The organism is Mesorhizobium sp. M0768 (assembly GCF_040320195.1).
Classification (GTDB): domain Bacteria; phylum Pseudomonadota; class Alphaproteobacteria; order Rhizobiales; family Rhizobiaceae; genus Mesorhizobium.
In genome coordinates, this window is the sequence record NZ_JAMYPD010000005.1 from 30,470 (window position 1) to 57,079 (window position 26,610).

Here is a 26,610-nt window from a genome sequence, read left to right on the forward strand (position 1 = left end):
ATTTGATGGTTCATTCTTGGCTGTCAATCAGAGACGGAATAATTTATTCCTTGGCTTGGCATTGTCGATGACAGGCAATGGGGGAACGCATGTCCGTCCTGAAGAAGATCGAGGCCAAGCTCGAAGTCATGGCGCCCGGCGACCGCGAGATCGGTCGGTATATCGTCGATAATCCCGACCAGATGCTCCGCCTGTCGACGGCGGCGCTTGCCGCCGAGATCGGCCGCAGCCAGTCGAGCGTCGTCAAGTTCAGCCAGAAGCTCGGCTATTCCAGCTATCAGGAGCTTAAGCTCGCCGTCAGCGAGGCCAAGTCGCAGGAATGGCACGTGCCGGCCGGCATGATCCACGGTTCGATCGAGGTCGGCGACAGCTATCTGGTCATCCTGCGCAAGCTGATCGGCAGCAAGCTCTTGTCGATGCAACAGACCGTCGCGGCCAACACCGAGCAGGAAATCGGCAAGGCCCTCGAAGCGTTGAACGGTGCGCGCCGCATTCATTTGGCCGGCGTCGGCGCATCCTCGCTGGTGGCGCGCGATTTTTCCTACAAGCTGATGAAACTCGGCCGCAACGTGCTGCACGACAGCGACAGCCATGTGCAAATGGCCAATGTCTCGACGCTTGGACGAGGTGACGTGCTGTTCGCGCTCTCCTATTCCGGGGCGAGCATCGAAACCCTGCGGATAGCTGAACTTGCCCGCAAACGTGGCACCACCGTGATCGCCGTCACCGGACTTCGCGACAATCCGCTGAGCCGGGTTGCCGACATTCGCCTCCACACGATCGCCGATGAAGAGCGCGCGCGCTCTTCATCGATAACTGCGCGTGATGCACAACTGACGCTGACCGACCTGCTGTTCATCCTGCTCGTGCAGAAGCAGCCTGACGCCAACGAATACGTCCACAACAGCGAATTGGCCGTCTCGGTGCTGAAGGCTTAGCGGTATTCGCGGCCTGGTGTTAAAGAGTCCCGTTTTTCGACGGAATCCCCGCGGCGTACGGACCTTCAGCGTGAGCACGATCGATACGTCGATACAGTCGCCAAGTGGACTGACTGGGCGTCGCCGAAATGCGGGCAGTCGACTGGAACGCCCAGCTTCAAACAAATATTGACAAGAGCATCTGTTGTTTAGAATATCGTACATTCAGCCTCGAATTTGGCGGGCCAGGTGAGACGATGGACGACATTGGAGCACAGGAACAAGCGGTTCTCGACCTCATTGCGGCGAATCCGTTCGCCGGCCAGCAGGATATTGCAACCGCGCTCGGCATTGCCCGCTCGACGGTTGCGGCCCACATCGTGCAACTCGTCAACAAGGGATACATTCTCGGCCGTGGTTACGTCTTGCCGACGTCAAAGCGCATGGTCTGCGTCGGCGGCGCGGTGCTCGACCGCAAATGCCACGCCAAGAAGGATCTGATTTTCGAGACGTCGAACCCGGTCGACGGCTATCGCAGCTTCGGCGGGGTTGCCCGCAACGTCGCCGAAAACCTTGCCCGCCTCGGCGTCGACATAAGCTTCGTCTCGATCGTCGGCGACGATGAAACCGGCCGCTCACTGGTGCGGCATCTGCGCGACCTCGGCGCCGATGTCAGCCAGGTCATCACCACCACGGAACGGCCGACGGCGGAATACGCGGCCATCCTCGACCGCAACAACGACCTCGTGCTCGGCATTGCCGACATGGAGATCTTCGATCTGTTTTCGTCGTCCTATCTCGACCGCTTCTGGCCGCATCTGGCTTCGGCGACATGGGTGTTCATCGACTGCAATCTGCCGGCCGCGACCCTCGCAGCACTGATGTCGCGCAAGCAGGGTGCGCGCTTCAAGCTCGCCGTCGACACGGTATCGGCGCCGAAATCAGCGCGCCTGCCGAAGGACCTGACCGGCATCGATCTTCTGTTCACCAATCATGACGAGGCCAATACGATGCTCGGCATGACGGATGCCGACAGGCGGCTGACGCCGGAGGAAGCAGCGGCAGCGCTGCGCGCGGCCGGCGCCGGCGAGGTGATCGTGACCGTGGGCGCGCATGGATTTGCCGTTGCGACTGAGAGCGGTGTGACGACCATGCACTCCGTCCCGGCCAAGCCCGTCGATATCACCGGCGCCGGTGACGCGATGATCGCCGGCACACTGTACAAGGTGCTTTCGGGTGAGCCGGTCGCTCATGCCGTGCGCACCGGCGCGCTGCTTGCCACACTGACCACCGAGAGCGAAGCCAGCGTCCATCCCGATCTGTCGCCGCGCTTCCTTGCCGCCGGCATGTACCGCATTCCTGCCTGAAAGCGAGATGATATGAAACCTTTCCTTGTCCACCTGAACGATGAAGTCGCTGCTGCGCTTGATGAAGGCCGCGCGGTGGTGGCATTGGAATCGACGATCATCACCCACGGCATGCCCTATCCGGCCAATCTGGAAACTGCCCGTGGTGTCGAGACCGTGGTGCGTGAAAACGGCGCCGTGCCCGCCACAATCGCAGTGGTCGCCGGCAAGATCAAGGTTGGCCTCGACGACCGTGAGCTGGAAGAGCTGGCAGCGGCAAAGGGCGTGGTCAAGGCTTCCGGGCGCGATCTCGCCGCCATCATGGTGCGCGGCGGCTCGGCCGGAACCACCGTCTCGGCGACGATGCGGATCGCCGCGTTAGCCGGGATCGGCATTTTTGCGACCGGCGGCGTGGGCGGCGTGCATCGCGGCGCCGAAGCCACTTTCGATATCTCCGCCGACCTGACCGAACTCGGCCAAACCGGCACGACCGTGGTCTGCGCCGGAGTTAAGTCGATCCTCGATATTGCGAAGACGCTGGAATATCTGGAAACTCAGCGCGTGCCGGTGATCGCCTATGGGAGCGATGATTTTCCGGCTTTCTACACCCGCTCCAGCGGGCTCAAGGCCGATCATCGCCTCGACACGCCCGACGAGATCGCGCGAGCCATGCTGCTGCATGACGAGATGGAATCCGGCACCGGCATTCTCGTCGCCAACCCTATTCCCGAAGCGGACGCGCTCGATCCGGCGTTCATCGACGGCACGATCGCAGCGGCCGTGGCTGAGGCCGAGAAGCGCGGCATCGGGCGCAAGGAACTGACGCCGTTTCTGCTCGCACGCATCAATGAGCTTTCGCAAGGCCGCAGCCTGAAGGCCAACATCGCGCTGGTCCGCAACAACGCCGCGCTTGCTGCCCGCATCGCGGTTGCGCATGCGGAATTGAAGGGCGCGACCAGATAGAGACAGCGCCCGGCCAGCGCTACGCACCTTCGATTTCAGCCCGGCGCGAGGTCGAAGATGCGCCCGGCATTGAGGATGTTGTTCGGGTCGAAGGCTGCTTTCAGGCGCCGCATGGCCGCGATCTCGGCGTCGCTGCGCACAAGGTGCAGCCATTCCTTCTTGTCCAGGCCGATGCCATGCTCGGCCGAGACGCCGCCGCCAGCCGCGGCCACGCGCCGGTAGACGATGTCGTATGCGGCCGCCGGATCCCCGGTGCGAACCTGATAATGCAGATTGCCATCGCCAAGATGGCCGAAGACGTAGACGTCGGCGCTGCGGTCGACGGCCTTGATGACGGCTTCTGTTTCGCCCAGGAAAGTCGCCATTCTCGCCAGTGGGATGCTGATATCGACGCCGATCAGGCCTGCCATCGAAAACAGGAAACGGTTGGCCTCCTCGCGCACCGCCCAGAGCGCCCGGAATTCGCGCGGCGATTGCGAGACGACCACGTCGTCGATCACGCCATCTTCAACCGCCTGCATCAGCACCGCGGCAAAACGTTCGCGGTCGCGGTCGGGCTCGCTGCCCTGTATCTCGGCAAGCACATAGACGGGCGAGCCGACCGGCAGCGGCGCCGGCGCCTCCATGCCGGCGATCATGGCGCCATAGAGCGGTGCGAAATTCACCTCATAGGCCGATAGCAAGGGCCCGAGCTTCCGCCTGAGCAGCGCAAGCAACGTGATCGCCGCGTCCAGCGAAGCAAGCGCGCAGAAGGCATTGATCTCGGTGGCCGGCTTCGGATGCAGCCGCAGGCATGCGCGCGTGACCACGCCGAGCGTGCCTTCGCTGCCGATGAACAATTGGCTGAGGTCGTAGCCGGAGTTGTCCTTCGCCAAACCCTTGAGCGAGGTCAGGATACTGCCGTCGGCAAGCACCGCTTCCAGCCCAAGCACCTGCGCCCGGTACATGCCGTAGCGCAGCACACGGATGCCGCCGGCATTGGTGGCGACATTGCCGCCGACGGTGGCCGTGCCGCGCGCTCCGATGTCGACGCCGAACAGCAAGCCGGCCGCATCGGCGGCTTCCTGCACCGCTTGCAGCGGCGCGCCGGCCTCGGCGATGATGGTCGCCGCCTCGCGGTCGATAGCCTCAACGGAAGTCATGCGCTCCAGCGACAGCACCGCTTCGCCGCGCTGGATGCGCGCCGCGCCCGCAAGACCGGTGCGGCCACCCTGGACGACGAGCCTTTGCCCGACCTCGTTGCACAGGCGCAGAATGTCCGACACCTCGCCGGTCGTGCGTGGACGCAAGACGATCGCCGGCGGCGCGCCGTCCTTGCCGTCGGGGTCTTCCCGGTAGCGTGGTCCGGCCTCCTCAGCCGAGACAATCGCTGACCTGTCCAGCCGCTTTTCCAGCCGCGACAGAAGCTCGGTAATTTTCTGCGACATGTGGCTCAAGGACATGAACGGCCCGGGCGAATCGACGCGGCCGGGAGAGGGAAGGGCGAGGGCTGTGAAAGCGGCCGTGGCTGATTTCTACTGTTCAGCAAATGTGCGGAAAACCCGCCAAGAATACAGCCGGTTGTCTTCGCCATGCGTCGCTCCTGTAACAGGTCGACCATAGGCGCGGCCGGCTATTTGTCAAACCTTTGACCGCAAGCGCTTACCTGCGGGCGGCCCAGTATTCTGGACCGAGGCAAACGCTCACTCACGCGTCCCAGGCGCCTCAGCCTCGGCGCAAATGAGCTTGATGTCGGCTCCCGCCGCCCAGGCGCCGATATCCTCCCGCCGCAGTGCCGCCGCCATCATGTCCGGAAACAGATCCGGGGTGCAGGCGAAGACCGGAATGCCAAGTGCCGCGAGCCGCGCTTCTCCCCGCCTCGACGCAGTATAGATAGCGGTTTGTGAAGAATTATTATAGCTCTGGCATGGTGAAGATTGGCATGCCTTGGCCCTGTTTTGATGGACCAGGACGTGCCTCAGACGCAAATAGTATCGACTGTTATTCGGCGGACAGAACGGGCTTTGGTAGCCGGCGGCCTTGGCGGAAGCTTCAGGCTCTGCCCTTCAGGAACTCGATCACCATTGCCGCGGTCCAGGTGAAGCGATTGCCGCCGAGCGGCTCGCCGTTGAGGGGATCGTAATATTCGGCAAAACCGCTCTCGGCGATCAGCTCGAGACTGGATTGCGTGATGCGTTGTGCGATTTGGCTGTGGCCGGCGACGGCAAGGCCGTCGGCGATCATGTAGTTGACCACCAGCCAGACCGGGCCGCGCCAGTAGCGCTTTGGGTCGAAGCGCCCATCCTCAGGATCGTGCGACGGGACGATGCAACGCGTTTTGCCGGCGATGCGCTCGATCGTTGCAGCGATGGTCGCTGCCCGGCTTTCCGGGATGGCCGAAAATACCGACAGAATGCCGCCGACCGACGCGCTGTCAACATGCTTTCCGGCCACTCGGTCGAAACAAATGTACTGGCCATGCGCGTCGCTCCACAGCCGTTCCATTGCCGAAAGCCCCTTTTCGGCACGGGCGCGATTGGCTTCTGCGATTTCGGTTTCGCCAAGTGCCTCGGCGAGATCGGCAAGGTCGGCGGCGGAACGGATCAGGATGGCGTTGAAGCCGGGATCGACGACCTGGAATGGCGAGGCATCGTGCAGCCGGGCATTGTCCCAGCCAAGCCCGCGGAAATGCTGCAACAGCCAGACATAGCGGTCATACTGTGCCTTGGTTGGACGATGCGCCGGATCGGCGTGCAGGATGTCGCGGCGGGTGTAGGGCTCGACGCCTTCGGTCGGCACGCGCTCGAACGCCTCGTCCCAGTCGATCGAGTTGTCGCGACCGGACTCCCATGGGTGGATTATGGCGACCAGCCCTTCGCCGTCCGGGTCGCGATTTTCGTAGAACCAGCGGTGCCAGGCATCGATTTTCGGCAACAGTGCGCGGGCGCGCTCGGCCGCCGGGGTCTTGTCCTTGGCCTGGTCGAACAAGCGGCGCACGGCAAAGCCGGCGACCGCCGGCTGGGTGATGCCGGAGGTGGCAGTCGGGCGATTGGTTCGCCAGACCTCCGGCCCGGGGAAATAGCCGTCGCTCCAGACATGGAAGACGATGTGCGGCACCATGCCGTCTGGCCATTGGTGGGCGAACAGCGTGTCGATCTCGGTCCAGGCGCGCGCCTCGTCATAGTGGGCAAGGCCGAGCGCGGTCAGGCAGGAATCCCAGTTCCACTGAAACGGGTAGAGGCCCTTGGTCGGTATGGTGTAGGTGCCTTGGTCATTTTCCCTCAGCACCTCGACGGCGCGGGCGATGGTTTCGTCGACAGCAAGAGATATCATCGGGCGTTCGTACTTTCAGAATCGAAGGGGATCAAAGGGCGTTGGTGGTTTCGGGATCGAACCAGCGGATGCGATCGGGTTTGGGCGAAAGCCGCAAGTGATCGCCGACGGCGACCGTGGCATTCGATTCGAGGATGGCGCGGAACAGGCCGCCCTCGACGCCGCAGGTGACCAGCGTGTGCGGTCCGAGCGGCTCGACAACGCGCACGGTGGCGTTAATACCTTCGTTGCCGGCGTCTACATCCTCGGGGCGAATGGCGAATTCTATCGTCTGCTTGTCCGATTTGGGGCCGGGCAGCGTCAGCCCGGCGACGGTCCAACTGCCGTCGGCCGTCTTCGTCGCCGGGATGAAATTCATCGGCGGGTTGCCGATGAAGGAGCCGACGAAGCGGGCCGCCGGATTGCGGTAGACCTCTACCGGCGAGGCGGCCTGGACGATACGGCCCTGATGCATGACGGCGATGCGGTCGGCAAGGCTCATCGCCTCGACCTGGTCGTGGGTAACGTAGATGGTGGTGGTCTTGGACGCCGCGAGCACACCTTTGAGCTCGGCGCGCATTTCGAGCCGCAGCAGCGCGTCCAGGTTGGACAGCGGCTCGTCCATCAAGATCACGTCAGGCTCCATCGCCAGGGCGCGGGCCACAGCCACGCGTTGGCGCTGACCGCCGGAAAGCTGGCCCGAATAGCGCTTCAAAAGCTGTTCGATATGCATTAGCTCGGCGGTGCGGTTGACGCGCCCGTCGACCTCCTGCTGCGGCAGCTTCTTCATGCGCAGGCCGAAGGCGATATTCTCGAATACCGTCAGGTGCGGAAACACGGCGTAATTCTGGAACACCATAGCGATGCCGCGTTCGCGCGGCGGCAGATGGTCGACGCGACGGCCGCCGATCCAGACCTCGCCCTGGCTTGGCGTTTCCAGCCCGGCGACGATCCTCAGCAGCGTGGTCTTGCCGCAACCCGAGGCGCCGAGCAGCACCATGAATTCCTGGTCGGCGATGGTCAGGTCGATCGAATGCAGCGCGGTGAAGCCGCCGAAACGTTTTGCCACCTGCTTGATGACGATCTCAGCCATCGGCGTTCTCTTTTGTGCGCGTCATCGATTGGCGATCCCCCACATGGCGAACAGATATTTGCGGACGGCAAAAATGAAGATCAGTGCCGGGATAACCAAGGCAGCACCGCCGGTGAATTTGAGGTAGAGCGGCGATTCGCCAAGGCTCTGCAGCAGGAAGGCGGTCAGCGTCCGGTTCTCGATGGTGAGCACGGCGGCGGCAAACACCTCGTTCCAGGAGATGGTGAAGGCAAACACCGCGGACGCCGCGATGCCCGGCAGCGCCAGCGGCAGAATGACTTTTCGGAATGCCTGCAATCTCGTGCAGCCGAGCGTCCAGGCCGCCTCCTCCAACTCGACGGGAATGCCGGAGAACAGCGAGAAGGTGATCAGCACCGCAAACGGCAGCGCCAGCGTGGTGTGGACCAGCGCCAGCCCGATCGCGGTGTCGTCGAGGCCGGTGCGGATGAACATCACCGCCAGCGGCAGCGCCAGCAGCGGCAGCGGGAAGGCGCGGGTCATCAGCACGAGGAAACGGAACGTTTCCTTGCCTGGGAAATCGAAGCGCGACAGTGCGTAGCCCGCGGGTGCGCCGAAGCCGATCGAGAGGAGCATCGTCAGCGTGGCGACGAGAACGGAGTTCCACAGCGCCTTGGCGACGCCGGCGAAATTGATGAAGAAAGAAAGGCTGCCGAAATCGAATGACGGGAAGAAGCGCTTGGGGAAGGCGGTCACCTCTTCCGGCGACGACAGCGCGTTGACGATCAGCAGATAGATCGGCAGCAGCACCCAGACGCAAAGCAGGATGACCGTTGCGACCAGCAGCCAGTTGCCGGCTTTGCGGGCCGCAGGCGCGGCGATCGAGATCTCCGCGACGGTGCTCATATCCGCGCCTCCTTCGGCACACGCAGCACACGCAGGAAGAACAGTGTGAAACCGATCGAGATGGCGAGGATGAACAGCGCCATGGCGGCGGCGACATTGTGGTCCTGCAGCGTGAACTGCCAATTGTAGGTCTCGCCCATCAGCACCGGCAGATTGGTGCCGCCGAGTGCTGCAACCACGGCAAAGACCTCAAAGGCAAGGATGACGCGCAGGATGATCGCCGTCTGCAGGCTTGGGCGCAGCAGAGGCAGCGTGATCTTGATGAAGCGCTTCCACGGGCTAGCGCCAAAAACCTCCGCCGCCTCGTAGTATTCCCGGGGGATCAGCCCCATGCCGGCGACCAGAATGACCATCATGATGGCGGTCGCGCGCCAGATCTCGGCCAGCGCCACGGCGATGAAGATCGTCAGCTTGCTCTGGTAGCCGAGGAACATGACCGGGCTGTCGATGACGCTGAGATTGGAGAGCAAGGTGTTCAGGAAGCCGGACTGGTCGAAGATGGCGAGCCAGATCAGCCCGGCGGCCAGATCGGAGATGCCGAGCGGAATGGCGAAGATATAAAGCGCGGCGCTGCGTCCCGTTTCGAGCCGCGACACCGCGGTTGCCATCAGCAGTGCCATGACCAACTGAATCGGCACGACGACGACGCTCAGCAGTAGCGTATTGCGGACAGTGACCGGAAACTTCCAGCTGCCCGCCATGGTGCGGAAATTGTCGAGCGTAAAGCCGCCGTCGCGGGTGAACGCCTCGAAGGCGACCAACACGAACGGGTAGAGGAAGAAGACGCAGAGGAACAGCGTCGCCGGTGTCAGCAGCAGATAGGGCAGGGCCTTGCTGTGCATGGAGCGCTCTCTATTCGAAGCTTCAAAAGGGGTGGGCGCCCGGCGCGCTGGAAATCCGGACGCCCGGGAGGATTCTTAATCGACCGGGCAGGCGCCTTGCGAGGGCTTGTCGGGCGCCCAGCACGGCGCCTTCGCCTGTTCGATGATCGCTTTCAGCGCCGTCGCCTGTTCGTCGAGCACGCCGTGCACATCTTCGCCGCCGAGCACGATGCGCTCGAAGCTGTCGGTGTAGATCTGATTGAACTTGCCGCCGAGGCCGCCAAGTCCCATCGGCAGCAGCGCCGGCAATGCATCGGGAGCTCCGGTCATGGTGGCGATCACTGGGCTGAAGGCCTTCACCGAGGCCGGCATGTCGTCGGGCAGCTTGACGTCGACGATGGGGAAGAAGTTTGTCGCCTTCAGCGTCGCGATCTGGGTTTCCGGTTTCAGCATATAGGCGACCAGCGCCTTGGCCTTGTCCATGTCGGGCGAGGTCTTCGGGATAGCGACGCCGGCCACCACCGGCATGTAGCCGCGGCCTGACGGGCCAGCCGGCGCCGGGAAGGCGACGAAGTCATCGGGTTTCTGGTTGAAGGCGTCGGCGAGGCGCGCCACGTGATCGAATGCCACCCAGACTTCGCCGGTCAGCAGCGGCTCCTGCATGAAGGCATAGTTGGTCGAATTCGGGTTGGTGTATTGCCACAATTCCTTGAACTTGTTCCACGCCGTTTCGGCCTCCGCCGAGCGGAACTTCGTCATCATCGAGCCGGTATACGATGGAAGGAGAAAACCCTCGAAGAAACGGTGCTTCAGCCCTTTCGGGCCGGCCGGAAAACCGAATTTGGGCGAACCGGTCTTTTCAGCGATGTTTTTCGCCCACTCGATCAGTTGGTCATAAGTGATGGTGTTGAGATCGGTGCCGGCCGGCAGATATTGCAGCGCCTGTTTGTTGGCCGCCATCAGAAAGGTGGCCTGCATCCATGGAAGGTACTTCTGCTCGCCGGTGCCGAGCATGCCGAGCTTCTTGTAGGTCTCGTTGACCTTGACGCCACCGAGATCGACGCCAGAGAGATCGACAAGGTTCGCGCCGACGGTGGAGAAGTCTCCGTGCAGGCCGCCGAGCACGCCTATGGTGCCGGCGCCGGCCTGCAGTTCGGCCTGAAGGCGGGTGAGCCAGGGCCCGTCCTCGGCGACCTGATAGTCGACCTGGCCGTCAAACCCCTTCAGCACTTCGCTGCGCATCTTCTGTGTCTCTTCCACTGGTCGCGCCTGTGTCGACCAGAACAACACCTGCTGGGCTTGTGCTGCGCCGGCAGCAAGCGACAACGCCAGCACCGCACCTGCCAATGTCCTCAACGCATTCATCGTCGTCTTCCTCCCTGGTTGTGCGCCGCTAAGGCGTCAGTTCCGTCCTGTGGGTGCCGGGCCATGGCTTGCCCGCAAGACAAGTGTCGGCCGGACCAGCCGCGTCAGTGGCGCGTCCGGCCTGTCGCCGATGACGGTCAGCAGCATCTCGCCGATCTCGCGCGCGCACTGGCGGATCGAGGCGTCGAAAGTGGTCAGCCCCGGCGGCGCATAGGCGGAGGCGGCTATGTTGTCGAAGCCGATCACCGAAAGGTCGCGAGGAATGGCAAGTCCGGCGCGCCCCGCCTCTTCCATCACAGTCAGCGCCAGCTCGTCGAACAGTGCGACAATCGCCGTCGGCCGCTCGGTGGCGTGCAGAAGCCGGTTGATTGCCTGGATGCGGGCACCGCGATCGAAACGCGGCGCCGTCGCCACATCGAGACTGACGGACGGATCGCCCCGGCGGGCGATCGCGGCGGCGAGCCCGTCCTGCCTGAGATGGCGAAATGTCATCGGCTCCGAAATCGTCACCAGGCCGAAATGGCGGTGTCCGAGATCGTAGAGCATGTCGAAGGCCTCGCCGAAAGCATGCGCGCCATCGGTATCGAGCCAATGGTAGGCAAAGTCGCCGTCGAGCAGCCGGCCATGCGCGACGAACGGGAAATTGCGCTGGCGCAGATAGGCAAGCCGCTCGTCGACCTCGGCGATGCGGGTGACGACGACCCCGTCGGCGCGGCCCGATTCGACGACATGGCGAAGCACGGAAAGTTCCGACTGGCCCTGCGCCGCTGCGGCCAGGATCAGGTCGGAGCCGTGCGAAACCAGCCCTTCGCCGAGCCCTGTGACGAATTCACCGAGGAAGGAGTCGACCAGATTGGGGCCGCGGATCGGAAGCACCATGCCGACAAAGCCGCTGCGGCCGGAGACCAGCGTGCGGGCTGCGGTGTTCGGCACATAGCCGGCCTGATGCGCAGCCTCGGCGACACGTTGGCGCGTTTTCAAGGCGATCTGCACGTGGCCGGCAAGGGCGCGCGAAACGGTGGTAATCGACAGGCCGAGCTGCGCAGCAAGTTCCTTGAGGGTGGTAACGCGGGCCGGCATCGTTTCTCCCGAACGAAGTTTGAAACGTTTGTAATGCGTCCAATCCAAATTGCAAACGTTTTAAATGCGCATGGTCGGTGTTGTTTCTTGCCCGTTGGTTAGCGCGGCCCAATTCGGCCCCGGCCGGCAAGCTCCTGGCCGGAGATTTAAACGCAGCGGTTGCTTGACTCGGGCGACGCCTTGTGAAAAATTTTGCAGCAACTGATAAAAATATCAAAGGGCGGAAATGGTTGGTTTTGGCAACGGCCTGCTGCGCGACGATGAGACCGGGATGGCCGCCCGTGCCGCCTGGCTTCACTATGCCGGCGGCCTGACCCAGTCGGAGGTCGCCAAGCGGCTCGGCCTGACCAGTCTCAAGGCGCATCGCCTGATCACCAAGGCCAATCAGGAAGGCCTGGTCAAAGTCTACATCGACGGCGAAGTCTCAGAATGCGTGGAGCTTGAGGATGAGTTGTCCGGCCGCTACGGCCTCGACTACTGCGAGGTGGTTCCGGACTTCGATGCCGAAGACCTGCCGCTCAAGGCGCTCGGCATTGCCGGCGCGCAGTTTCTCAAGCGCGAGATCGAACGCGGCGAAGAGGCGCTGATCGGCGTCGGCCACGGCCGCACTCTTGCCGCCTGCGTCGAATATCTGCCGCGCATATCGGCGGGCAGGATCCGTTTCGTTTCGCTGCTTGGCGGCCTGACGCGCAAGTTCTCCGCCAATCCGCATGACGTCATCCACCGTGTCGCCGAACGCACCGGCGCGGAGGCCTATGTGATGCCCGTACCGATGTTCGCCAACACGGTCGAGGATCGAACAGTATTGCTCGGGCAGAAAGGCGTCAGCGATGTCTTCGACCTCGCCAAGTCCGCCGACTTGCTCATCGCCGGCATCGGCACCGCTGAACGTGAGGCCTCGCTTGTCGCCACCGGCATGATCGAGAAGGGCGAGATGGAGGAGATCCGCCGCAACGGCGGTGTCGGCGAACTGCTCGGCCATTTCTTCGACGATGCCGGAAAGGCCGTTGCGACGACGCTTTCCGACCGGGCGCTGGCACTGGCGCGCGAAGACATCAGCAACCGCAGGATTGTCGCCGTCGCCGGCGGCAAGGTGAAGGTTCGCGCCATCAAGTCAGTGCTGGAGGGCCGTTATCTCAAAGGCTTGATAACCGACGAGCGGACGGCGCGATCGCTCGTGGAACAGACGCCGGTCGGGTAGCCGGCAACCATTTCGTTGAAACTACCCTGTGGAGGAGAAGAGAAATGCATGAGAAAGAGAAAGACCTCATCGACGCATTCCTGCGTGGACAAGTCGACCGCCGTGGGCTGATCAAGGGCCTCGGTGCAATGGGCCTTGCCGCCAGCACCGCCGGCACACTGCTCAATTTCGGGCAGACCCGCGCCCTGGCGGCAGATTTCGACTGGCAGGCGCATAAGGGCAAGACCATCAAGCTGCTGCTCAACAAGCATCCTTACGCCGATGCGATGATTGCCAACCTCGACAATTTCAAGAAGCTGACCGGCATGGAAGTCGTCTATGACGTGTTCCCCGAAGACGTCTATTTCGACAAGGTTACCGCCGCGCTGTCGGCCAGCTCGCCCGAATACGATGCCTTCATGACCGGCGCCTACATGACCTGGACCTACGGTCCGGCCGGCTGGATCACCGACCTCAACGAATGGATCAAGGATCCGGCCAAGACCAACCCGAAATATGCCTGGGACGACTTTCTGCCGGGCGTCAAGAACTCCTGCGCCTGGAACGGCCAGCCGGGCGGCGCGCTCGGTTCGGCGGACGCCAAGCAATGGTGCATTCCGTGGGGCTTCGAGCAGAACAACATCACCTACAACAAGGGCATGTTCGACAAGGTCGGCGTCAGCGTTCCCGGCAATATGGATGAGATGGTCGCTACGGCGGCGAAGCTCACCAAGGACGTCGGTGGCGGCGTCTACGGCATCGGCGTGCGCGGCTCGCGCTCCTGGGCGACGATCCACCCGGGATTCCTGTCGGCTTACGCCAATTTCGACCAGAAGGACCTGAACGTCTCGGCTGACGGCAAGCTGTCGGCCGCGATGAGCACCGCCGAATCCAAGGCTTTCCACAAGCAGTGGGTCCAGATGATCCAGGAGAGCGGCCCGAAGGACTGGTCGACCTACACCTGGTACCAGGTCGGCACCGATCTCGGTGCAGGTGCTTCGGCGATGATTTACGACGCCGACATCCTTGGCTACTTCATGAATGGCGGCGACAACAAGATGGCCGGCAAGCTCGCCTTTTCGGCATTCAAGGCCAATCCTGCCGCCAAGGCGCCGACGCCCAATATCTGGATCTGGTCGCTGTCGATGTCCAACTTCTCCAAGGACAAGGACGCCACCTGGTACTTCATGCAATGGGCATCCGGACCCGAGCATGCATTGTTCGGTGCGACCAAGATGGACTTCGTCAATCCGGTTCGTCAGTCGGTCTGGAACGACGAGATGTTCCGCGAGAAGCTGAACAAGAGCTATCCGGGTTATGTCGAGATGTTCGACGTCTCGGCGCCGGGCGCCAGCATCAAGTTCACCCCGCAGCCGCTGTTCTTCGATCTCACCACCGAATGGGCGGCGACGCTGCAGAAGATGGTGGCCAAGGAAGTGCCGGTCGACGAGGGCCTCGACAAGCTGGCCGAGAGCATCAACAGCCAGCTCAAGGAAGCCGGGCTCGGCTAAGCCGCGGCCAAGGCTGGCCCGTCCGCGGGCCAGCCTTTGAGATGTGATACGTTTGCGACGCGGTCCCGAAAGGTGCCGCCTGCTCGCCCGACCGGCCGCCTTGCTCCCTTGGGCGGCCGGGACGGCGAAGCAACAGGATGACGGAGCAGCCGATGACTGCGGCGACAATACAAAGAAACAGGCCGTCGGGCTTCAGGATCAGCAAGCGGGTGCTGCCCTATCTCCTCAGCCTGCCGGCTCTGCTGGTCTGCATCGGCATCCTGATCCCGTTCCTGACGTCGGTGGTCTATTCGTTCCAGCGCTACCGGTTGAGCCAACCCTGGGCGCGGCAGTTCAACTGGGGCGACAACTATATCTCCTTCTTCACCGACCCGAAGTTCTGGAACACCCTGGAGATCTCGCTGCTCTACGCCGGCATCACCGTTGTGCTTGAACTGCTTCTCGGTCTCGGCATCGCCATGCTGCTGCAAAAGCGCTCGACGCTGAACAACTTCATCTCGATCATGCTGCTGATGCCGCTGATGACGGCGCCGGCGCTCGCCGCGCTGATGTGGAAGCTGATGACCAATCCCGGTTTCGGCGTGCTCAGCTATCTCGCCAGCCTGATCGGGTTGCAGGATTTCCGCTGGGCCTCGTCTCCGTCGACGGCGCTGCTCACCGTCGTGCTCGTCGACATTTGGGTCTACACCCCCTTCATCATGATCCTGCTGCTTGCAGGCCTGCGCAGCCTGCCAACGCAGCCCTTCGAGGCGGCAGCACTCGACGGCGTGCCACGCAGCTTCGTCTTCTTCCGCATCACACTGCCGATGCTGACCCCCTACATCCTGACGGCGACCCTGTTCCGCCTGCTTGATTCCATCCAGCAGTTCGACATCATCTACGCCATGACGCAGGGCGGTCCGGGCGACACGCTGACCGTGTTCCAGGTCGAGGCCTATCTCAATTTCTTCCAGTCGACCAATGTCGGCCGCTCGGCGGCACTGATGATCATCCTGTGGGCGATCACCTATTTCCTCTCGAACATTTTCATCAAGAACTGGCTGCGGCTGCGCGAACGCGCCCGCGGCCAGGCATAGGAGGCTGGCGTGGAACACACCTCGCTTCTCGAACGCATCCTGCGCGGCATTGCCCTGGCGCTGGTCGTGATCTTCTTCATGTTCCCGATCGTCTGGATCCTGATGATGTCGTTCCAGACCAACGAGACAATCCTGCGGATTCCGCCGCAGCTTGTCTTCGAGCCGACGCTCGCCAACTACACTGCCTTGATCACCGGCAAGCTGATGACGGCGGCCGGCACGCTCGACATCGCCTTCATGCGCAACCTCTGGAATTCCGTCTTCCTGTCGGTCACCTCGGTTGCCGTCGCGTTGCTGCTCGGCGTTCCGGCGGCCTACGCCTTTGCGCGGCACAAATTCCGCGGCTCGGAGGACATTGCCTTTACGCTGCTGTCGTTCCGGTTCGCGCCGGCGCTGCTGGTGCTCCTGCCGCTCACCCTCTATTTCCAGAAGCTCGGGCTGGCCAACACCTATATCGGGCTGATCTGGGTCTATCAGCTGATCTGCCTGCCGTTGATCCTGTGGATCGTGCGCGGCTATTTCGAGGACATTCCCGCCGACATCGAATACGCCTACCGCATTGCCGGACATTCCTGGTTTGCCACCTTCCGCAAGATCGCGCTGCCGCTCGCCGGCCCAGGCATCGCCGCTGCCGGTCTGCTCGCCTTCATCTTTGCCTGGAACAATTTCGTTTTTGCGCTGGTGCTCGCCTCGGCCGACAAGCAGCCGGTGACGGTCGGCGCGCTCGCCTTCATCACCTCCTCGGGCATCCAGTATGGCCAGATCTCGGCGGCGATCGTGCTGTCGATCACGCCAACGCTGGCGCTCGCGCTCTATGCGCAACGCTATCTCGTCGAAGGCCTGTCGCTTGGCGCGGTGAAAGGATAGTCCGATGGCAAGCCTCGAACTGCGAAACATCGTCAAGCGCTATAAAAGCCAGACTGTTCTCGACAATCTGTCGCTGACCGTCGCCGACGGCGAAACGCTGGTCCTGTTCGGGCCGTCCGGCGCCGGCAAGACCGTTCTGCTGCGGCTGGTGGCCGGCGTCATCGACCCCGACGAGGGAAAGATACTCATCGGCGGCGAGGACATGACCGATCTCGACGCCGAGTTCCGCGGCGTCGGCATGGCATTTCAGAACTTCGCGCTGTTCCCGCATATGACGGCGTTCGATAACATTGCGACGCCGCTGCAGGCGAAGCACTCATCGCAAGGCACGATAAAGACCGGCGTCGAGAGCGTCGCCAAGCTGTTGAAAATCGGCCATGTGCTCAGCCACAAGCCGCGGGCGCTGTCCAATGGCCAGAAGCAACGCACCGCGCTTGCCCGCGCCCTGGTCGGCTCGCCGCCGGTGCTGCTGCTCGATGATCCCTTGCGCAACGTCGATGCCAAATTGCGCTTCGAAATGCGGCTGGAACTGCCAAGACTGCTGGCGGATCGTGGCGCGACCGTCATCTACGTCACCCAGGACTACAAGGAAGCGATGGCGCTCGGCGACCGCATCGCGGTGATGTCGCAGGGCGTCGTCAAACAGCTCGGCACGCCCGAGCAGATCTATCGCGAGCCGGCCAATGTCGAGATTGCCCGGCTGTTCGGCGACCCGACCATCAACCTTCTGGACGTCAAGCCGGCGCGGGACGCCAAGGGCATCTATGTCGGCCTGTCCAACGTCCAGGTCCATCTTGCCGGCGCTCATGAGACGGCGGTCGGCCGCGACTGCGTGATCGGTTTGCGGCCGGAGGCGCTGGCGTTTGTCGATGAACGCACGCTCGGCGCCATCCCGGTGACGGTCGAGGCTGAGACGCCGCTCAACGAGAAGATCGTCACGCTGGTGCGCACCGTGCGCGGCCGTGAAATCCTGGTTTCGCGTCCTTCCGGGACACCGGGCCAATCCGAGGGCAAGGTCTACATTGCCGTCGACAGTAAAAGCGCCCTTTTGTTCGATCGCACAAGCGGCGAGCGCATCGGCTCGAAAAACGTCGTCAATTTGCGCAGCGGAGAAGCGGCATGAGCCCGACCGCAATCACCATTTCGGGCGTCGACAAGTTCTACGGTCCGATTGACCGTGGCGTACACGCCGTCAAGAACCTGACGATGGAAATCGTCAAGGGCGAGATCGTGGCGCTGCTCGGCTCCTCCGGCTGCGGCAAGACCTCGACATTGCGCATGATCGCAGGCTTCGAAGAGGTCTCGCGCGGCGCTATCGCGGTTGCCGGCCGCAAAGTGCACATGCTGCCGCCGGTCAGGCGCAACGTCGCAATGGCCTTCGAGGGCTATTCGCTCTACCCGCCGCTGACCGTGCGCGAGAACATGGCCTTCGCCCTCAAGGCCGCCAGGCTGGCGAAGAGTGCAGTCGATGCAAAGGTTGCCAACATCGCCAAGCTGCTCGAGATCGAGGACATTCTCGAGCGCTATCCGAGCTCGATCTCCGGCGGCCAGCAGCAGCGCGCCAGCCTTGGCCGGGCGCTGATCCGCGAGGCCGACCTGCATCTGCTGGACGAGCCGATGGGCCAGCTCGAGCCGCAGCTTCGCGCCGTGCTGCGCGGCCGCATCAAGCATTTCATCAAGGAGCGCGGCCTGACCGCGATCCTGGTCACCCACGACCAGACCGAGGCCAACGCGCTTGCCGACCGCATTGCCGTCATGGAGGGCGGCGTGCTGCAGCAGTTCGATACGCCTGACAGGCTCAAGGAGCGGCCGGCAAACCTGTTCACCGGCACCTTCGTTGGCGAGCCGCCGATGAATGTCTTCGAGGCCTATGTCGGCACGGCCGCCGGCAAGATCAGTCTCAAGCTGCCCGACGGGCTTTCGCTCGACTACGACAAGGATGCGTTCAGCGGCCCGGTTCGCGACGAATTGCTCAACCGGCAGCGCGTCGTCATCGGCGTCAGGCCCTATGCGGTCCGCCGCTCGAAGGATGGTGTGCCGGCGACGGTTTCGGCCAATCAATGGCTCGGCGACCAGACCCATATCGCCGCCGATTTCGCCGGCGGTTCGCTGGTCCTGGTCGAACATGACCGAACCCGCTTGGAGCTTGGCGCGCCGATCAAGATCAGCATCGATCCGAAAAACCTTCACGTCTTCGATCAGGCGAGCGGCAATGCCATTTCGCACGGCACGGAGCTGGCTTGATGCAGGATGTGCTGATCGGCATCGACGCCGGCACGTCTGTCATAAAATCCGTCGCCTTTGACACGGCGGGCAGGCAGATCGCGTCCGCCGCGCTGCCCAATAAATACGAGACACTGCCGGGCGGCGGCGCCGAGCAGGACCTGACACGCACCTGGGCCGATACCGCGACGACCTTGTGCGAGCTTGCCGACAAGGTGCCGGATCTCGCCAGCCGGACCATTGCCATCGCCGTGACCGGGCAGGGCGACGGTACCTGGCTGATCGACAAGGATGGCGAGCCGGTTGCCAAGGGCTGGCTGTGGCTCGACGCGCGCGCTGCCGCGGTCGTCGAGGAGATCCGCGCGCGGCCGGAGGACCGGCTGCGCTTCGAAAAGACCGGCAGCGGGCTCGCTGCCTGCCAGCAGGGATCGCAGTTCGTGTTCATGAAGCGCCACATGCCCGCGATGCTTGCCAATGCAGCGACGGCGTTCCACTGCAAGGACTGGCTCTATTTCAAGCTGACCGGCCACCGCGCCACCGACCCGTCCGAGGGCACCTTCACCTTCGGCGACTTCCGCACGCGCGGCTATTGCGATGATGTGCTCGAGGTACTCGGCGTCACCGATCTCCGGCATCTGTTGCCGCCCATCGTCGATGGCACCAGGCAAAGCACCTCGCTGTCGGCGGCAGCAGCCGATGCGACCGGCCTGCTCGCCGGCACACCGGTCGTTCTGGCCTATGTCGATGTCGCCTGCACGGCGCTCGGCGCCGGCCTGTTCGATCGCGAACGCAAGCCGGGATGCTCGATCATCGGCTCCACCGGAATGCATATGCGGCTTGCCGAAACGCCGGACCAGGTTCTGCTCAACGAGGCTGCAACCGGCTACACGATGACGATGCCGGCACCCGGCGTCTTTGCGCAGATGCAGTCGAACATGGCGGCAACGCTCAATATCGACTGGGTCCTTGGCCTCGCCTCCGGCATTCTCGCCTCGCAAGGTATTACGCGGACCAATGGCGAGATGATCGCGCTGGTCGACCAGTGGATATCGTCGTCCGAGCCAGGCGCGCTGCTCTACCAGCCCTATGTCTCGGAGGCCGGCGAGCGCGGGCCGTTCGTCGATGCCAATGCCAGGGCCGGCTTCATCGGCATTTCGTCCAGGCACGGCTATGCCGACATAGTCCGCGCGGTGTTCGAGGGGCTGGCTTTCGCGGCGCGCGATTGCTACGCCGCCATGGGGCCCCTGCCCAAGGAAATCCGCCTGACCGGCGGAGCGGCCAGGAGCCCGGCTCTGCGCAAGATCCTGGGTGCTGCGGTCGGCGCCGACATTCGCACCAGCGAGCGCGAGGAGGCCGGTGCTGCGGGCGCCGCAATGATTGCTGCGGTCTGCGTCGGCCAATACGCATCGATGGACGATTGCGTCAGCGAATGGGTCACGCCTTTGCTCCGTACGGCCGAACCCAGCGATCGGAAACTTGCCGCTGCCTATGAGGCGATGGCTCCGTCCTACACATTGGCGCATGAGGCGCTGCGGCCGGTCTGGCGCTCGATGGCCGCGTCCAGGCAAACCGACGTGAATTGAGAAGAGCATGCCCAAGAAAATTGCGATCATCGGCGACCGCTTCATGCTTCCGGAAGTGTTTCGCGAGAAAATCGAGGCGGCCTGCGGCGACAATCTCGACATCCGCAGCATTGAGACCGCTTGGCCCGACGAGCCGATGCAATTCGGCAATGCCGCGCTTGGTCTGGACAAGGTCAAGGAGTATTTCGGCGATCCCGACGAGGTGGTGGATTTCATCGGCGACGCCGAAATCTTCGTCACCCAGCTTGCGCCGCTCTCCGAAAGCATGATGCAGCGCCTGCCCACGCTCAAGCTGGTTGCGGTCTCGCGCGGCGGACCGATCAACATCGACATGGCCGCCGCCAAGGCCCACGGCATCACCGTGGTCAATGTGCCCGGCCGCAACGCCAGCGCCGTGGCCGAGTTCACCATCGGCGCCATTCTCGCTGAAACGCGGCTGATCCGCGTCGGTCACGAAGCCTTGCGCAAGGGCGAATGGCGCGGCGATCTCTACCGCGCCGATCGCACCGGCCGCGAGCTCAACGAAATGACCGTCGGCGTCATCGGCTACGGCAATATCGGCACCAGGCTGGTTCGCCTGCTGCGCGCCTTCGGCTGCCGCATCTTGGTTTGCGATCCCTATGTGCAATTGAGCGCCGAGGACCGCAATGCCGGCGTCGAACTGGTTGCGCTGGACGATCTGCTGTCGCGCTCCGATGTGGTCACGCTGCATTCCCGGGTCACCGAGGAGACGCGCGGCCTGATCGGCAAGAACGCCATCGCCCGGATGAAACCCGGCGTAATCTTCGTCAATACCGCGCGCGGACCGCTGGTCGACTACGATGCGCTCTACGATGCGCTCGTCTCGGGGCAGATCGGCAGCGCTATGCTGGAGACGTTCGCCATCGAGCCGGTGCCTGCCGACTGGCCGCTGTTGCAACTGCCGAACGTGACGCTGACGCCGCATATCGCCGGCGCGTCGGTACGCACCGTGACCTACGCGGCCGAGCAGGCGGCCGAGGAAGTGCGCCGCTACATCGCCGGGCTGCCTCCGGTCAATCCATGCTGACGACAGGGCATAGAGCGAGATGAACGGTGAAACCGAAATCGTCGACCTCTTCGTCATCGGCGGCGGTGTCAATGGCGCCGGAATCGCGCGCGATGCGGCGGGCCGGGGTCTGTCGGTCATTCTTTGCGAAAAGGACGATCTTGCCGAGGGCACCAGTTCGCGATCGGGAAAGCTCGTTCATGGCGGTTTGCGCTATCTCGAATATTACGAGTTCCGCCTGGTGCGGGAGGCGCTGATCGAGCGCGAGGTGCTGCTCGAATCCGCGCCGCACATCATCTGGCCGATGCGCTTCGTGCTGCCACACAGCCCCGATGATCGGCCGGCCTGGCTGGTGCGGCTCGGCCTGTTCCTCTACGACCATCTTGGCGGCCGCAAGCGACTGCCGGCCACCCGCACGCTCGACCTGCGCACCGCGCCAGAAGGCGCGCCGATCAAGGACAGCTTCAAGCGCGGCTTCGAATATTCCGACTGCTGGGTCGACGACGCCCGCCTGGTCGTCATCAATGCGCTCGACGCCGCGGAGCGTGGGGCCAGGATATTCACCCGCACTGCCTGCACCGCTGCCCGCCGCGAAAACGGCCTGTGGTCGGTGGAGATGCGCGACGGTCGAACCGGCGTCAGGACCACAGTCCGGGCACGGGCGCTGATCAACGCCGCCGGACCCTGGGTCAACGACGTCATCAACCGCGTCGGCGGCCAGAATTCCAGGCGCAACGTGCGCCTGGTCAAGGGCAGCCACATCGTTGTGCCGAAATTCTGGGAAGGGCGGCAGGCCTATCTCGTTCAGAACAGCGACAAGCGGGTGATCTTCATCAATCCCTATCAGGACGATCTGGCGCTGATCGGCACCACTGACATTCCCTATGAAGGGCGGCCGGAGGACGTGACCGCCGATGCGAGCGAGATCGATTACCTGATCAAGGCAGTCAATCGCTACTTCAAGCGCCAGCTCGCACGAAGCGACGTCGTCTACTCGTTTTCCGGCGTCAGGCCGCTCTATGACGACAATGCCGACAATCCGAGCGCGGTGACCCGCGATTACATATTCGAACTCGACGCACCGGCTGGGCAGGCGCCGCTGCTTTCGGTCTTCGGCGGCAAGATCACCACCTTCCGCAAATTGGCCGAGCACGCGCTCGACCGTATCGCCCCGTTCTTTCCGAAAATGGGCAAGCCGTGGACCTCGAAAGGGCACCTGCCGGGCGGCGATATCGCCAATGCCGATTTCGAGCAGTTCCTCGGCGACCTCGGCCATGAATTTCCCTGGATGCCGGCATCGCTGGTCAAGCATTACGGCAGGCTCTTCGGCACAAGGACGCGCGATCTGGTCGGCGCGGCCACCTCGCTCGCCGAACTGGGCCGGCGCTTCGGCAAGGATTTTTTCGAGCGCGAAGCCAATTACCTGTTCGAGCATGAATGGGCCGAGACCGCCGCCGATATTCTCGAAAGGCGCACCAAGCACGGCCTGCATCTGTCCGCCGCGGAAAGAACCGCCTTCGAGGACTGGTGCTCGAGCCGGCTGGCAAAGGCCGGCTGATGGCCTTTACGCTTTCGCTCAACACCAATCCGCTGGTCAACCGCTTTGCGGAGCCGGACGACCTGATCGACGCGATCGCCTATCAGATCGGTATCAGGGACGTCCAACTCACCCATGAATTCGTCAATCCCGGCTGGCCGGCGGCGACGATCGCCAAATTCGTCCGCCTGTTCCGCTCCGCGCTCGACCGCACCGGGGTGCGCGTGACCTCCGCGATGACCGGCCCTTACGGCCGGCTCAATCATTTCGGCCATCCCGATGCCGACGTGCGGCGCTACTACGTCGACTGGTTCAAGACCTTTTCAGAAGTTTCGGCCGAGCTCGGCGCCGCAGGCATGGGCACGCAATTCGCGATCTTCACTCACCGGGATTACGACAATCCTGAACGTCGCGCGCGGCTTTTCGACATCGCGCTGGAATGCTGGCGCGAGGTCGCCGAGCATGCCAAAGCAGCCGGCTTGACCTACCTGTTCTGGGAGCCGATGTCGGTCGGCCGCGAATTCGGCCATACGATCGAAAGCTGCCGGGCACTGCAGCGCGAGATCGAAGCGGCCGGCATGGCCGTCCCGTTCAAGATGATGGTCGACATCGACCATGGCGACGTGACCTCGAGCAATCCGGCGGACACCGACCCTTATGCCTGGGCCGAAGCCTTTCCCAGGCAATCGCCGATCATCCACGTCAAGCAGTCGTCGATGAACAAGGGTGGTCACTGGCCGTTCATTGCCGCTCACAACAAGGACGGCCGCATCACGCCGGAAAAGCTGCTGGAGACGGTTCGCCGTGGCGGCGGCGTCGACAACGAGATCTGCCTCGAATTGTCGTTCCGCGAGCGCGAGCCCGTCGACCACCAGGTCATCGCCATGATCCGCGAGTCGGTCGACTACTGGGCACCCTTTATCGAGACCGGCAGGGCCGATCTCTTGCCGCGAGCATGATCGGATGAGCAGGAGCTGAGGCAGCTCCTGCTCAGAGCCGGAATACGTCAGCCAAATTTCGGATCGAGGCTTCCGGACTTGTAGCGCTTGGCCATTTCCGACAGCGGCAGCGGCTTGATCTTCGGTGCGTTGCCGGCGGTGCCGAATTGCTCGAAGCGCTCCTTGCACAGCTTCCGCATCGCGGCCATTGCCGGCGTCAGATATTTGCGCGGATCGAATTCGCTCGGGTTCTCGGTCAGCACCTTGCGGATTGCGCCGGTCAGCGCCATGCGGTTGTCGGTATCGATATTGATCTTGCGCACCCCGTGCTTGATGCCGCGCTGGATCTCTTCGACCGGCACGCCCCATGTCGGCTTCATCTGGCCGCCATATTTGTTGATGATCTCCTGCAACTCCTCCGGCACCGAGGACGAGCCGTGCATGACGAGATGCATACTCGGCAGACGGCGGTGGATTTCCTCGATGACGTTCATGGCCAGTACAGCGCCGTCCGGCTTGCGGCTGAACTTGTAGGCGCCGTGGCTGGTGCCCATGGCGACTGCCAGCGCATCGACACGGGTGTCGCGCACGAACTGTTCGGCCTGCACGGGATCGGTCAGCAGCTGGTCGTGGCTGATGACGCCCTCGACGCCATGGCCGTCCTCCTGCTCGCCGCCGCCCATCTCCAGCGATCCGAGAACGCCGATCTTGCCTTCCACCGAGACGCCGCCCCAATGCGCCATGTCGACGACGCGGTGGGTGATGCCGGAATTATAGGCGTAGTCGGCCGGCGTCTTGCCGTCTTCCTTCAGCGATCCGTCCATCATCACCGAAGTGAAGCCGTGCTGGATCGCGGTGACGCAGGTCGCTTCGTTGTTGCCATGGTCGAGATGCATGCAGACCGGGATATCGGGATGGATTTCGACCAGCGCGTCGATCAGCTTGGCCAGCACCACATCATTGGCGTAGGCTCGCGCGCCGCGGCTCGCCTGCAGGATAACCGGCGATTTGGTCTCCTCGGCTGCCTCCATGATGGCGAGGCCCTGTTCCATATTGTTCATGTTGAAGGCAGGCACGCCATAGCCGTATTCGGCGGCATGATCGAGCAATTGTCTCAGTGTGATGCGAGCCACTCAGTAGTCTCCCGTATCCGGTTTCGAGCCAGTGTTTGCGGGCCGTTCGGTTGTCGACGAGCCCCTGATGCTTCTGGCCGGATTTCCGCGGCACCGCAACCGCTGGGCGCTCGGCCGGCAGCAATTCTTGTTACAGGACGCGACCAGAAGCGTCATGATATCCCAAAGAGATATAACATTATCACAAAAATTTGGTGGCTTGTGCGACGTTTGCTGTTATATCTCGGAACCGGATTGCACAAGGATGCCGCGGAAATGAAGAGCGACGGCCGCCGGCAAGGCATCATGGATTTTCTGATGGACATCGGCACCGCCAGTGTCGACGATCTTGCCTCACGCTTCGGCGTGTCAAAGATGACTGTCCACCGCGACCTCGACGAGCTCGAGGAAAGCGGCTTCCTGCGCAAGGTGCGCGGCGGCGCCTCGATCCAGCCGAGCAGCCTTTTCGAGAGCGATTTCCGCTACCGCCAGCGGCTGGCCGGCGACGAGAAGAAGCGCATCGCCGCCGCTGCCGTGACGATGATCGAACCGGGTCAGACGGTGATCATCGACGATGGCTCAACCGCGGGCGGCGTTGCTCGGCATCTTGCCGATCTGCGTCCGCTGACGGTGATCTCGAACAATCTGGCCGTCATCCAGGATTTGGCGGGCGTTGCCGGCATCAACCTGATTGCGCTCGGCGGCCAATACAACAAGAAGTTTCACGGCTTCTTCGGCCTGCTCGCCGAGGACACGCTGAAATCATTGCGCGCCGATGTCGCGTTCCTGTCGTCATCGGCCATCCATGGTGCCTCTGCCTTTCACCAGGATCAGGAAGTGGTCCAGACCAAACGGCTGATGATGGCCGCAGCAGCGCGCAAATATCTGCTGGTCGATCATGGGAAATTCGGCCGCACTGCCTTGCACTTCCTGACAGATCTCAAGGCCTTTGACACGGTCTTCACCGGCCGCGAGCCGCAGCCGCAGATGCGCGCCGCGCTGGATGGTGCCGGCGTTTCGCTGACAGTGATCGCAGAATAGGAGGGCACGTATGGTTTATTGGGTCGGCACCAGCTGGAAAATGAACAAGACGCTCGCCGAGGCGATGGCTTTCGCCGAGGCGCTGGCGGAGTTCGTCCCCGGTTTCGACGAGCGCATCCAGCCTTTCGTCATCCCGCCCTTCACGGCGATCCGCGAGGTCAAGAAAGCGCTGTCGCCGACGCGCATCAAGGTCGGCGCGCAGAACATGCATTGGGCCGACGCCGGCGCCTGGACCGGCGAGATCTCGCCGGTCATGCTGAAAGACTGCGGCCTCGACATGGTCGAGCTCGGCCACAGCGAACGGCGCGAGCATTTCGGCGAGACCGACAACGCCGTCGGTCTGAAGACTGCGGCGGCGGTGAAGCACGGTCTCGTGCCACTCATCTGCGTCGGCGAGACCCTGGCTCAACGCGACAGCGGGCAGGCCGCTGCGGTGCTGGCCTTGCAGGTGCACGGCGCGCTGCAGTTTCTCGAAGGCGCGGCGAAGGCGGCGACGATCCTGTTTGCCTATGAGCCCGTCTGGGCGATCGGCGACAAGGGCGTGCCGGCCAGTTCGGACTATGCCGACAGGCAGCAGGCGCTAATCAAGAAAATCGCACGCGACCTGCTGCCGGTGGTGCCGCCGGTGCTTTATGGCGGCAGCGTCAATCCGCAAAATGCCGCCGAACTGGTCGGCCAGCCCAACATCGACGGCTTGTTCATCGGCCGCTCGGCCTGGCAGGCGGACGGCTATATCGACATCCTCAAGCGCGCCTCGGCGGCGATCTGAATCACC

At 63.2% G+C, this 26,610-nt stretch carries 23 protein-coding genes; 15 read left to right on the forward strand and 8 right to left on the reverse strand.

Annotated elements, in window-relative coordinates:
* Positions 1 to 89: 89 nt before the first annotated feature.
* From NKI08_RS08970 to NKI08_RS08980, 3 genes are all read left to right on the forward strand, one after another.
* Positions 90 to 938 (forward strand): MurR/RpiR family transcriptional regulator, encoded by an 849-nt coding sequence (locus tag NKI08_RS08970; protein WP_352542243.1) that lies wholly within the window; start codon positions 90 to 92, stop codon positions 936 to 938.
* A 236-nt stretch (positions 939 to 1,174) separates the two neighbouring features.
* A complete protein-coding gene (locus tag NKI08_RS08975) occupies positions 1,175 to 2,284 on the forward strand; it encodes a carbohydrate kinase (RefSeq protein ID WP_352680983.1) in 1,110 nt (369 codons plus the stop codon).
* 12 nt (positions 2,285 to 2,296) lie between these two features.
* Positions 2,297 to 3,226 (forward strand): pseudouridine-5'-phosphate glycosidase, encoded by a 930-nt coding sequence (locus NKI08_RS08980; protein ID WP_352502990.1) that lies wholly within the window; start codon positions 2,297 to 2,299, stop codon positions 3,224 to 3,226.
* Between the two features lie 35 nt (positions 3,227 to 3,261).
* On the opposite strand, the gene NKI08_RS08985 is transcribed toward NKI08_RS08980, so the two are convergent.
* The 7 genes from NKI08_RS08985 to NKI08_RS09015 form a co-directional block, all read right to left on the reverse strand.
* Positions 3,262 to 4,653, reverse strand: coding sequence for an FAD-binding oxidoreductase (locus NKI08_RS08985; protein WP_352680985.1), 1,392 nt, complete (start codon positions 4,651 to 4,653; stop codon positions 3,262 to 3,264).
* A gap of 604 nt (positions 4,654 to 5,257) precedes the next feature.
* Entirely contained in the window at positions 5,258 to 6,538 is a 1,281-nt protein-coding gene (locus NKI08_RS08990; protein ID WP_352542240.1) for an amylo-alpha-1,6-glucosidase, read from the reverse strand.
* 31 nt (positions 6,539 to 6,569) lie between these two features.
* On the reverse strand, positions 6,570 to 7,610 hold the full coding sequence (locus NKI08_RS08995; RefSeq protein WP_352542239.1) for an ABC transporter ATP-binding protein: 1,041 nt from the start codon (positions 7,608 to 7,610) through the stop codon (positions 6,570 to 6,572).
* Positions 7,611 to 7,631: 21 nt separating this feature from the next.
* Complete coding sequence (locus NKI08_RS09000; protein ID WP_352680989.1) at positions 7,632 to 8,474, reverse strand: carbohydrate ABC transporter permease; 843 nt, start codon at positions 8,472 to 8,474, stop codon at positions 7,632 to 7,634.
* Entirely contained in the window at positions 8,471 to 9,316 is an 846-nt protein-coding gene (locus tag NKI08_RS09005) for a carbohydrate ABC transporter permease (protein ID WP_352768509.1), read from the reverse strand. Before NKI08_RS09005 ends, NKI08_RS09000 begins: the two co-directional genes overlap by 4 nt.
* A 75-nt stretch (positions 9,317 to 9,391) precedes the next feature.
* Entirely contained in the window at positions 9,392 to 10,660 is a 1,269-nt protein-coding gene (locus NKI08_RS09010; protein WP_352680991.1) for an ABC transporter substrate-binding protein, read from the reverse strand.
* Between the two features lie 36 nt (positions 10,661 to 10,696).
* Entirely contained in the window at positions 10,697 to 11,740 is a 1,044-nt protein-coding gene (locus tag NKI08_RS09015) for a substrate-binding domain-containing protein (protein ID WP_352612238.1), read from the reverse strand.
* 226 nt (positions 11,741 to 11,966) lie between these two features.
* Here NKI08_RS09015 and NKI08_RS09020 point away from each other — a divergent pair, with 226 nt between their 5' ends.
* The 10 genes from NKI08_RS09020 (at position 11,967) to NKI08_RS09065 (ending at position 23,703) form a co-directional block, all read left to right on the forward strand.
* Positions 11,967 to 12,941, forward strand: coding sequence for a sugar-binding transcriptional regulator (locus NKI08_RS09020; RefSeq protein WP_023676028.1), 975 nt, complete (start codon positions 11,967 to 11,969; stop codon positions 12,939 to 12,941).
* 44 nt (positions 12,942 to 12,985) lie between these two features.
* Positions 12,986 to 14,431 carry an ABC transporter substrate-binding protein gene (locus NKI08_RS09025; protein WP_352455241.1) on the forward strand — a complete coding sequence of 482 codons (1,446 nt, stop codon included), beginning with the start codon at positions 12,986 to 12,988 and terminating at the stop codon, positions 14,429 to 14,431.
* A 152-nt stretch (positions 14,432 to 14,583) separates the two neighbouring features.
* Positions 14,584 to 15,507, forward strand: a complete 924-nt coding sequence (locus NKI08_RS09030) for a carbohydrate ABC transporter permease (protein WP_352452414.1) — start codon at positions 14,584 to 14,586, stop codon at positions 15,505 to 15,507.
* A gap of 9 nt (positions 15,508 to 15,516) precedes the next feature.
* Positions 15,517 to 16,374: a carbohydrate ABC transporter permease gene (locus tag NKI08_RS09035; protein WP_023676025.1), complete on the forward strand. Its 858-nt coding sequence runs from the start codon at positions 15,517 to 15,519 to the stop codon at positions 16,372 to 16,374.
* A 4-nt stretch (positions 16,375 to 16,378) separates the two neighbouring features.
* Positions 16,379 to 17,497: an ABC transporter ATP-binding protein gene (locus tag NKI08_RS09040; RefSeq protein WP_352680993.1), complete on the forward strand. Its 1,119-nt coding sequence runs from the start codon at positions 16,379 to 16,381 to the stop codon at positions 17,495 to 17,497.
* Positions 17,494 to 18,618, forward strand: a complete 1,125-nt coding sequence (locus tag NKI08_RS09045) for an ABC transporter ATP-binding protein (protein WP_352680995.1) — start codon at positions 17,494 to 17,496, stop codon at positions 18,616 to 18,618. Before NKI08_RS09040 ends, NKI08_RS09045 begins: the two co-directional genes overlap by 4 nt.
* On the forward strand, positions 18,618 to 20,180 hold the full coding sequence (locus tag NKI08_RS09050) for an FGGY-family carbohydrate kinase (RefSeq protein WP_352472265.1): 1,563 nt from the start codon (positions 18,618 to 18,620) through the stop codon (positions 20,178 to 20,180). Before NKI08_RS09045 ends, NKI08_RS09050 begins: the two co-directional genes overlap by 1 nt.
* Positions 20,181 to 20,187: 7 nt before the next feature.
* Entirely contained in the window at positions 20,188 to 21,228 is a 1,041-nt protein-coding gene (locus NKI08_RS09055) for a 2-hydroxyacid dehydrogenase (protein WP_352612246.1), read from the forward strand.
* A gap of 19 nt (positions 21,229 to 21,247) precedes the next feature.
* Positions 21,248 to 22,765 (forward strand): glycerol-3-phosphate dehydrogenase, encoded by a 1,518-nt coding sequence (locus NKI08_RS09060; RefSeq protein ID WP_352542233.1) that lies wholly within the window; start codon positions 21,248 to 21,250, stop codon positions 22,763 to 22,765.
* Complete coding sequence (locus NKI08_RS09065) at positions 22,765 to 23,703, forward strand: sugar phosphate isomerase/epimerase family protein (RefSeq protein ID WP_352472317.1); 939 nt, start codon at positions 22,765 to 22,767, stop codon at positions 23,701 to 23,703. The genes NKI08_RS09060 and NKI08_RS09065 overlap by 1 nt, the downstream gene beginning before the upstream one ends.
* A 47-nt stretch (positions 23,704 to 23,750) precedes the next feature.
* On the opposite strand, the gene fba is transcribed toward NKI08_RS09065, so the two are convergent.
* Positions 23,751 to 24,815 (reverse strand): class II fructose-bisphosphate aldolase, encoded by a 1,065-nt coding sequence (gene fba, locus NKI08_RS09070; RefSeq protein ID WP_352768517.1) that lies wholly within the window; start codon positions 24,813 to 24,815, stop codon positions 23,751 to 23,753.
* Between the two features lie 255 nt (positions 24,816 to 25,070).
* Between fba and NKI08_RS09075 the strand changes: the two genes are divergently transcribed.
* Together NKI08_RS09075 and NKI08_RS09080 are read left to right on the forward strand one after the other, a co-directional pair.
* Positions 25,071 to 25,835 carry a DeoR/GlpR family DNA-binding transcription regulator gene (locus NKI08_RS09075; RefSeq protein WP_023676017.1) on the forward strand — a complete coding sequence of 255 codons (765 nt, stop codon included), beginning with the start codon at positions 25,071 to 25,073 and terminating at the stop codon, positions 25,833 to 25,835.
* Positions 25,836 to 25,845: 10 nt separating this feature from the next.
* Positions 25,846 to 26,604 carry a triose-phosphate isomerase gene (locus NKI08_RS09080; RefSeq protein ID WP_352472271.1) on the forward strand — a complete coding sequence of 253 codons (759 nt, stop codon included), beginning with the start codon at positions 25,846 to 25,848 and terminating at the stop codon, positions 26,602 to 26,604.
* Positions 26,605 to 26,610: the final 6 nt, after the last annotated feature.